Annotated in this window: 7 protein-coding genes; 3 read left to right on the forward strand and 4 right to left on the reverse strand. The window is 71.3% G+C overall.

Annotated elements, in window-relative coordinates; translation table 11 throughout:
• Positions 1-25: 25 nt before the first annotated feature.
• Genes aztC through aztB form a run of 3 tightly spaced genes read right to left on the reverse strand, consistent with a single transcriptional unit; the run spans position 26 to position 3,159 of the window.
• The gene (aztC, locus tag E3T22_RS01920; protein WP_134408602.1) at positions 26-946 is read right to left on the reverse strand and encodes a zinc ABC transporter substrate-binding protein AztC; all 921 of its coding nucleotides are present in this window, start codon (positions 944-946) and stop codon (positions 26-28) included.
• A 4-nt stretch (positions 947-950) separates the two neighbouring features.
• Positions 951-2,270, reverse strand: a complete 1,320-nt coding sequence (locus E3T22_RS01925) for an ABC transporter (protein WP_134480963.1) — start codon at positions 2,268-2,270, stop codon at positions 951-953.
• Complete coding sequence (aztB, locus tag E3T22_RS01930) at positions 2,257-3,159, reverse strand: zinc ABC transporter permease AztB (protein WP_134480962.1); 903 nt, start codon at positions 3,157-3,159, stop codon at positions 2,257-2,259. The genes E3T22_RS01925 and aztB overlap by 14 nt, the downstream gene beginning before the upstream one ends.
• A gap of 49 nt (positions 3,160-3,208) precedes the next feature.
• Here aztB and aztA point away from each other — a divergent pair, with 49 nt between their 5' ends.
• On the forward strand, positions 3,209-3,910 hold the full coding sequence (gene aztA, locus E3T22_RS01935) for a zinc ABC transporter ATP-binding protein AztA (RefSeq protein WP_134408599.1): 702 nt from the start codon (positions 3,209-3,211) through the stop codon (positions 3,908-3,910).
• Between the two features lie 11 nt (positions 3,911-3,921).
• Here aztA and E3T22_RS01940 read toward each other — a convergent pair whose 3' ends face one another.
• Positions 3,922-4,302: a DUF5655 domain-containing protein gene (locus E3T22_RS01940; RefSeq protein WP_088457692.1), complete on the reverse strand. Its 381-nt coding sequence runs from the start codon at positions 4,300-4,302 to the stop codon at positions 3,922-3,924.
• Between the two features lie 261 nt (positions 4,303-4,563).
• Here E3T22_RS01940 and E3T22_RS01945 point away from each other — a divergent pair, with 261 nt between their 5' ends.
• Positions 4,564-6,867, forward strand: coding sequence for an MMPL family transporter (locus E3T22_RS01945; protein WP_134480961.1), 2,304 nt, complete (start codon positions 4,564-4,566; stop codon positions 6,865-6,867).
• 51 nt (positions 6,868-6,918) lie between these two features.
• Positions 6,919-8,256 carry an MFS transporter gene (locus E3T22_RS01950; protein ID WP_134480960.1) on the forward strand — a complete coding sequence of 446 codons (1,338 nt, stop codon included), beginning with the start codon at positions 6,919-6,921 and terminating at the stop codon, positions 8,254-8,256.
• The last annotated feature ends 133 nt before the right edge of the window (positions 8,257-8,389 follow it).

Raw genomic sequence — 8,389 nt, forward strand, 5'->3', positions numbered from 1 at the left:
CTTTTCTGTGTTGGAGGGCGCCCGATCAGGGGGAGAGCCCGGTGGTGATGCGCTCGGTGTTGGTGCGCATCATGGTGAGGTAGCTGTCGGCGCCCGCGCCCGGTTCGCTGAGCGATTCGGTAAACAGTTCCACCACGGCCACGTTGAGGCCGGCCTCGCCGGCGAGCACTTGCACGAGCCGGTCGGGCTGGGAGGACTCGGCGAAGATGGTGGCGACGCCGGCGGTGTCGATCGCGTCGACGAGGCTCCGCAGGTCTGAGGCGCTCGGTGCGGCGAGGGTGGAGCCGCCCGGGATCACGGCCCCCACGACGGTGAAATCGAACCTGTCGGCCAGGTAGCCGAAGACGTGGTGGTTGGTGACCAGGTTGCGGCGCTCGGACCCGATGGCGGCGAAGGCCGTGGTCATCTCGGCGTCGAGGGCCTGCAGCTCGGTCGTGTAGGCCGCGGCCTGCGCCTCGATCAGGGCGGCATCGACGCCCGCCACGTCGGTCCGCACGGCCGCGGTGACGGCCTCGACGACCTCGACCATGCGGGCCGGATCGGTCCAGAAGTGCGGGTCGGCCGTGTCGCTGCCGGTGCCGCTGGCGTAGGGCAGCGGGTCGATCACGGTGCCCGCGGCAAGCATCGCCACCCCCGCCGTGTCCGCCGCGTCGAGCTGCTGTTGCAGGCCCTCCTCGAGTCCGAGACCGTTGGACACCACGAGGTCGGCGCGCAGGATGCGCGCGGCCTCCCGTGCGGAGATCTCGAACGAGTGCGGGTCGGAGTTGGGGCGCATCAGGGTGAGAACCTCGGCCTGGTCGCCGACGATGTTCCCGACGACGTCGCCGAGGATGTTGGTGGTCACCACGATGAGCGGCCGGTCGCCGGCCGGGGCGGCGCAGCCGGAGAGGGCGCCGAGGCCGACGGCGACGGCGAGGGCCAGGGAGAGGGAGCGGATGGAGCGCATCGGTCTACCGGCCCGTCTCGGCGAGGAAGCGTGGTTCGCCGTCGATGGGGAAGGTGCGGGCGATACGCGCGCCGTCGGCGTAGTCGATCTCGTAGACCAGCCCGTCGGCGGGGGCGTTCAGGTAGGCCCGGCCGGCGTCCACGGTGAGTTCGACGCCGGCGAGCAGCGCCTCGGCACCGGTGGCGTCAAGGGTAGCCGGCAGCAGCGGCTGGGTCGCGGCAAGGGTGCTGCCGGTCGCGGCCTCGAGAACGAGCACCCGGCCGTCCTCGGCGAGGGCCACGACGTGTTCGGCGGAGTCGTCGACCGCCGACACCTGCAGCAACGGGGTGTCGGTCACCAATGGCGACCAGCGGCGCTCCCGGGTGTCGAGCAGCCAGGCGCCGGTGTCGCCGGCGACGGCGGCCACGGTGGGCCGGCCGGCGCGGTTGGCGAACTCGAGGGCCCGGTCGGTGGCGGCGACGCCGGCGGGGTACGGGATGCGTTCGAAGGTGATCGTGGACTCTGCCGCCCCTTCGCCTGCGCTGGCGGTGTCCGCCGTGGCTAGCAGGGCTCCGTCGGAACAGCCGAACACCACCCCGACGGCAGTGCTGATCGTTCCGGAGAGCTCGGCGCAGTCCGCGGTCGCCCCGGCGATCAGGACGCCGGACGAAGTGAGCACCTGCACGGCGTCGATGCCGTTCGTGGCGCTGCCCGGCGCATCCGTACGCCCGGCGATCACTCGGTCGCCCACCGGCACCAGCATGCCGGGGCCTGGCTCGACGTCGATTCGGGCGAGCTCGGTGATCGTGCCGTCGCCGAGGTCGCCGGTGTCAAGGATCACGGCGGTGCCGGTGTCGGCGAAGCGCACCGTGGTGAGGGTGCCGCCGCCGGAGGTGACGCCGGCGCCGCTGCCGGTGACGGTGCCGACCACGGCAGGATCGGCCCGGTAGTAGTGCTGGTGGTCTTCGTGGTCCACGGTCCAGGCGCCGCTGTCGACGATCGTGACGGCGCCCTGCTCGGCGGCCGCGGCGAACACGAAGCGACCGTCGGTGGAGACGCCGCTCACCTGGTCGAGGGTGGTGACGGAGGTGGAGGTGCCGTCGAGCAGATCGAGCAGGTCGAGGCGGCCGGCGGAGTTGACCGTGGCGAGGTGCAGCTGCGGTTCGGCCATTTCGGCGGCGCCGGCCACGTATCCGTGCGGAGCGGTGCTTGCAGTTGGCGCGGGTGCTGGGCTCGCGGCTGGGTTGGAGCAGGCGGTGATGCCCAGCAAAGCGGCGGCGCCGAGCACGGATGCGACGGTTCGGGTGGTCAGGGGAGCGGTTGTCAGGGAACTACTGGGAGGCACTGGCGACTTTCTGGTCGGGCATGGAGGGGGCGATGGCCGGCCGTGCGGCCGTAGGGATGGCGGAGTGCGCACGGACGAGGCTGACGAGCCGGCGCCCGGCTGCCGAGACGGCGACGAGGCCCACGGATGCGGCGGCGATCGTGGCGCCGGCTGCGGTGCCGGCATGCCAGGAGACGAGGAGCCCGACGACCACGGCTGCCGCGCCGAGCAGGGTGGCGAGCAGCATGATCGCGGGGATGCGGCGCAGCCAATGTCCGGCGGCAACGGCGGGCGCGAGCAGCAGGCCCACTACGAGCAGGGAGCCGACGGCGCCATAAGAGGCGACCACGGCCAGGGTGACCAGGCCGACCAGCACCAGCTGGGCCAGCCGCGGTCGGAGGCCCAGGGTGCGGGCGAGGCGCGGGTCGAAGGCCAGCGCCACGAAGGCACGGTGGAACAGAGCGGCCAGGACCACGGTGACGGCGAGGGCGATGGCCAGCCCGGCCAGGTCGCCGGCCTGGATGGCGAGCACGTCGCCGAACAGGATCGCGGTGAGGTCCACCGCGAAACTGCGCGAATGCGACACGATGATCACACCGAGGGCGAGCATCCCCACGAAGAGCAGGCCGATGCTGGTGTCGGAGGAGAGCCGCCCGCGGCGGGTGATCAGGCCGACACCCAGGCTCATCACCAGCGCACTCACGGCGGCGCCCGCGATCACCGGCAGGCCCAGCAGCGAGGCGAGAGCCACCCCGGGCAGCATGCCGTGCGCCATCGCCTCACCGAGGAACGCCATGCCCCGCACGACCACCCAGGTGCCCACGACGGCGCAGATCGCGGCCACGAGCACACCACCGAGGAGGGCGCGCAACATGAAATCCGCCGAGAGCGGGTCGGTGAGCCAGGTCATGACAGCGACTCTAACTGATAATGGTTCTCATTATTGATACGATGGGTGCATGCAACCCACCCGGACCTCCCCTCAGATCCCCGTGAATCCGCCGCGGATCACCGTCCGGAACATCCGGGTGACTCATGGGCACACCGTTGCCCTCGACGGCGTGTCGGCCGCTATCGAGCCCGGCCGGGTGACCGCTCTGGCCGGCGCGAACGGGTCGGGCAAGTCCAGCCTGCTCGGGGTCCTGGCCGGAATCCAACCCTGGCAGGCAGGCGAGCGCCACGCGGTGGGCGCCGGCCGGATCGCGATGGTGGTGCAGCGGAGCACGGCCCCCGACACGCTGCCGCTGACCGTGCTCGAGACCGTGAGCATGGGGAGGTGGGCACGCCGGGGCCTGTGGCGGCCGCTGTCCGGCGAGGATCGCGCCATCATCGCCGACAGTATCCGCGCCCTCGGCCTGACCGGGCTCGAGCGGCGCTCGCTCGGGGAGCTCTCCGGCGGCCAGCGCCAGCGCGCCCTGGTGGCCCAGGGGCTTGCCCAACGGGCGGATGTGCTGTTGCTCGACGAACCTGCCGCCGGGCTCGACGGTGACGCGCTGCTGCTCATCGACCTGGCCATCCGCGCCGAGGCCGACCGGGGCGTCGCCGTCGTCTGCGCCACCCATGACCCTGCGGTGATTCGCCGAGCCGACCGGGTAATTCGGTTAGCGGCGGGTGTCGTCGTCAGCCACGCAGCCACGGGGGAGCATGGCGAGAGGAGTTGACGCGGCGGCGCTCAGCCGGCCTGAGCCCAGGCCTCGCGCAGGCAGGCGAGCACGCCGGGTTCGAGATCGTCCGCGGAGTGCAGCTCGAGATGGTGCATGAAGTGGTTGAGCGTGGGCTCGACCACCTCCTTCCACCGCGACGAGGTGTCGAACCGGTCCAGGTCGACGGTGAGCACGAGCGGGGCCACGCTGCCGGAGAGGTACTGGCCCGGTAGCCAGGTCCACGCGAAGGAGCGTTGCCGGCGGAATGCGATCTGGCTCGTCGTCACGCGGACCTCGGCGTCACCGATCGACAGGACGGCCGCAGAGACCGCATCGAAGAGCGTCCGCGCGAGCGGATCGCGGCCCGCGAAGTACTGCTCGAGCGGGATGGTCTTCGCCAGTGCGGTCATGTGCGCCAGGGTAGCCCCGTCCGCCCGGTTGCGCCCGGTTGCACCCGAACCGCCGGTTGCGCCAGCACCCGCACCTCTGGTTGAGCTTGCACCCGCTGGTTGAACCTGCACCCGCTGGATGAGCCTGTCGAAACCGGGTGAGTTGCCCGCCCAGACCCGCCACGGGCGCCCCGACGGGAGTAGCTTGGCCGCGGTAGGGCCGGCGGCCCGGCGCATCCGGGCAGAGCGGGTGCGCATCCACTAGCTGAGGAATGACCCGCCATGTTGCGAAAACTGGGCGTGAGCGTCGCCCGCCACCGTCTCATCGCCCTGCTGTGCTGGGCGGTGGCGCTCGCCGCCTGCCTGGCCACGGCCCTGCTCGGGGTCACCGGGGAGAGTCTCTTCCAACGGCTGTCCAGCGCAGGCCCGTCGGTGGACGGTGAGGCCCAAACCGCCACCGACCTGATCGAGGGCCCGGCCGACCAGCAGACCGAATCACTCTCCTTGCTTGTGCACCCCACCGACCTGGCCTCACCCGACCTCGCCGCGATCCTCGACTCCGCCACCCTGCGGCTCGAACAGGTCGACGGGGTGGCCCAGGTGGTCAATCCGCTCGTCATCCCACCGCTGCCCGACGGAAGCCCCAACCCGGCGGCCGCGCCACTGCTCTCCGCCGACGGCGCGGGGATGCTCCTGACCGTGGCCATGGACACCACAGACGGAACCGTCAGCGACCCGCTGCTCACCTACGTTCAGCGCCGCCTCCAGGTGGCCGCCGACGAGATCGGCCAACTGGACCCCAACGCCCAGGTGGAGGTCGGCGGAGCGCCCCTGATCGTGGAGTCCCTCGTCGCCGTCGCCGAGTCAGACCTGCAGAAGGGCGAACTGATCGCGCTGCCGATCGCGCTGCTGGTGATGCTGATCATCTTCGGCGGTTTCCTCGCCGCCGGCATCCCGCTGGTCGGTGCGATCGCGTCGATCATCGGGGCGCTCGGGATGCTCTACGCCTTCACCTACGTGTCGGACATCGGCATCACGGTGATGAACGTGATCACCGTGATCGGGCTCGGCCTGTCCATCGACTACGGCCTGCTGATGGTCAGCCGGTTCCGGGAGGAGTTCCGGGCCCGGGTGGGCGGCGGCGGCCCCGGCGCTCCGCCGGGCCCGCACGGCGAGCCGTTCGCGGACCTGCCGCCGCTGAAAACCGGGGAGCTGGCCACCCTCCCGCACCACCGTCACAGTCGTCACGAACTGATGCTCCAGGCCGTTGGCGCCACGGTCAACACGGCCGGACGCACCGTGTTGCACTCCGGGCTGACTTTCGCGATCGCCACCGCGGGGCTGCTCGTGTTCGAACCGTCGATCATCCGGGCCATCGCCATTGGCGCCATCTGCGTGGTGCTCATCGCCATCCTCACCGCGCTGGTCATGGTGCCGGCGCTGCTCGGCTACCTCGGCGAACGGCTGGTGCAGCCCGGCGTGCTCACCCGCATCCCCGGAGTCGGCCGGTGGCTCACCCGCTTCGGCGACATCGCGCCGGAGGAAGGCGTCTTCTCCAAGCTGGCCCGGCTCGTGCAGCGGGCGCCGGTGCTCGTCGCGCTCGGCGGCACCGCCGTGCTCCTTCTGCTGAGCAGCCCCGTGCTGTCGATGACGGTCGCCAACAGCGCCGACGACGCCATCCCGCCCTCGTCCACCCAATACGACTTCATCACCACCCTGAACGAGGAGTTCCCGCTGGCAACCGCGCCGCGGGTGCTGCTGGTGTCGAACACCGACGAGGCCGCAGCGGTCGCCTGGGCGACCGAGGTCGCCACCCTGCCCGGGGTGACTTATGTGGCGCCGCCGGTCGACCAGAACGGCCACTGGGTGTCCAGGGTGGAGGTCGACACCCACCAGGGCGACGACGTGGTGCGCCTGATCCGCGCCGACCGGCCGGCCTTCGACAACTGGGTCGCCGGCGCCGACGCGCAGGCCGTCGACTACCTCGACTCGCTGGCCGGGGGAGCGCCCTGGGCGGTGCTGATCATCGCCCTCGCCACCTTCGTGCTGCTGTTCCTGATGACCGGATCGGTGATCATCCCGCTCACCGCCCTGGTGATCAGCGCGATCTCCCTGGGCGCGGCCGCCGGCGTCCTGGTCTGGGGGTTCCAGGAGGGCAACCTGTCCGGCCTGCTCAACTTCGACCCCGTCACCATCTCCGGCGTCGACGCCCTCGTGCTCACCCTGGTGCTCACCTTCGGGTTCGGCCTCGCCATGGACTACGAGATGTTCCTGCTCGCCCGGATCAAGGAGCACCACGACCGCGGCGAGAGCACCCGCTTGTCCATCGAGACCGGCCTGCAGAGCTCCGGCCGTATCATCACCTCGGCCGCGCTGATCATCGTGCTGGTCTTCGCGGGCTTCGCCACCGGGGAGCTGATGCAGATGAAACAGATCGGCACGGCCCTGGCCGTGGCGGTGCTGCTGGATGCGACGCTGGTGCGGATCGTGCTCGTGCCCGCCGTGATGACCTCCCTCGAGCGAGTCCTCTGGTGGGCCCCGCGCTGGACCGCCCCCATCCACACCCGCTTCGGCCTCAGCGAATAGCAACACGTGACGCGCACGGGCCCGGCCGGGCCGGCGTGGTTGACTTGCGGCATGGCTACTCGGGGGCGCACGGCGCAGGACCGCGCCCCGGGCGGTGCCGGTCCGTTCGCCTTCGCGCCGTTCCGCTGGCTGCTCACCGCCCGCACCATCGCCACCCTGGGCAACGCCGCCGCCCCGATCGCCCTCGCCTTCGCGGTGCTCGACCTCACCGGGTCCGCGGTGGACCTCGGCATCGTCGTAGCCAGCCGCTCCCTAGCCAACGTGGCCGTGCTGCTGTTCGGCGGGGTGATCGCCGACCGGCTGCCCAAGCACCTGCTGCTCGTGGGCACCTCCCTCGCGGCCGCGGCCACCCAGGCCGTGGTGGCCGTGCTCGTCCTGTCGGGCTCGGCCACCATCCCGTTGCTCGTGGTCCTCAGCATCCTCAACGGGGCCGTGGCCGCCGTCAGCTTTCCGGCCTCGGCCGCGATCGTGCCGCAGACCGTGCCGGTCACCGAGTTGCGCCCGGCCAACGCTCTGCTGCGGCTGAGCCTCAACGGCGGCGCGATCCTCGGTGCCAGCCTCGGTGCGATCCTGATCGCGGCGGTCGGGCCCGGCTGGGGACTCGCGCTGAATGCCGCATCCTTCGCCCTGGCCGGCATCGTCTTCGCGTTCGTTCGCACGCCCAACGCGCAGCGCACCGTCGCTACCGGCGCCGCCGCGCCCCCGGCCAGCGTCTTCCGGGAGCTGCGGGAGGGCTGGCAGGAGTTCTCCAGCCGCACCTGGGTGTGGGTGGTCGTGGCCCAGTTCGCCCTCGTGAACGCCGCGTTTGTGGGAGCGATCGCGGTGCTCGGCCCGCTCGTGGCCGACGAGAGCTTCGGCCGCGCTGCCTGGGGCCTGATCATCGCCGCCGAAACCGTGGGCCTCGCTCTCGGCGGGATGCTCGCGCTGCGCTGGCGACCCCGGCACGCCCTGGGCATCGGGGTGGGTCTGGTCGCGGTGACGGCCTTGCCCATCGTGGGACTCGCGCTGGTGCCGTTGGTGCCGCTGCTCGTCATCGCCTTCCTCATCGGCGGGATGGCCATCGAGCAGTTCGGGGTGGCCTGGGACCAGTCGCTGCAGCAGAACATTCCGCAAGACAAGCTCGCCCGGGTGTACTCCTACGACGCGGTCGGCTCGTTCATCGCCATCCCGGTGGGGGAGATCCTGGTGGGACCGCTCGCGCATGCCGGGGGCACCACGCCGGTGCTGCTCGGCTGCGCCGCGGTGATCGTGGTCGCGAGCCTCGCGGCGCTCTCCGTCCGCAGCGTCCGCCGGCTCACCGTCGGCGTGCCCACGGCCGATGCCGCGCCCGCCCAGGCTGCCGGCACCGATGCTGCTGTGCCTGCCGACCCCGCTCCAAGCCAGCCTTAACTGTTCCCGTTGCGGACATTTGCACCCCTTGGGTTCAGGGGGTCGTTGCAACACCTGATTGATTGAGGTGTTGGTTATGGGTGGTCGTGTTGGGTTTCCGCGTGAGGTTCGTCGTCGGTTCTGGGAGGAGCTC

Source organism: Cryobacterium sp. TMB3-10 (assembly GCF_004402305.1).
Classification (GTDB): domain Bacteria; phylum Actinomycetota; class Actinomycetes; order Actinomycetales; family Microbacteriaceae; genus Cryobacterium; species Cryobacterium zongtaii.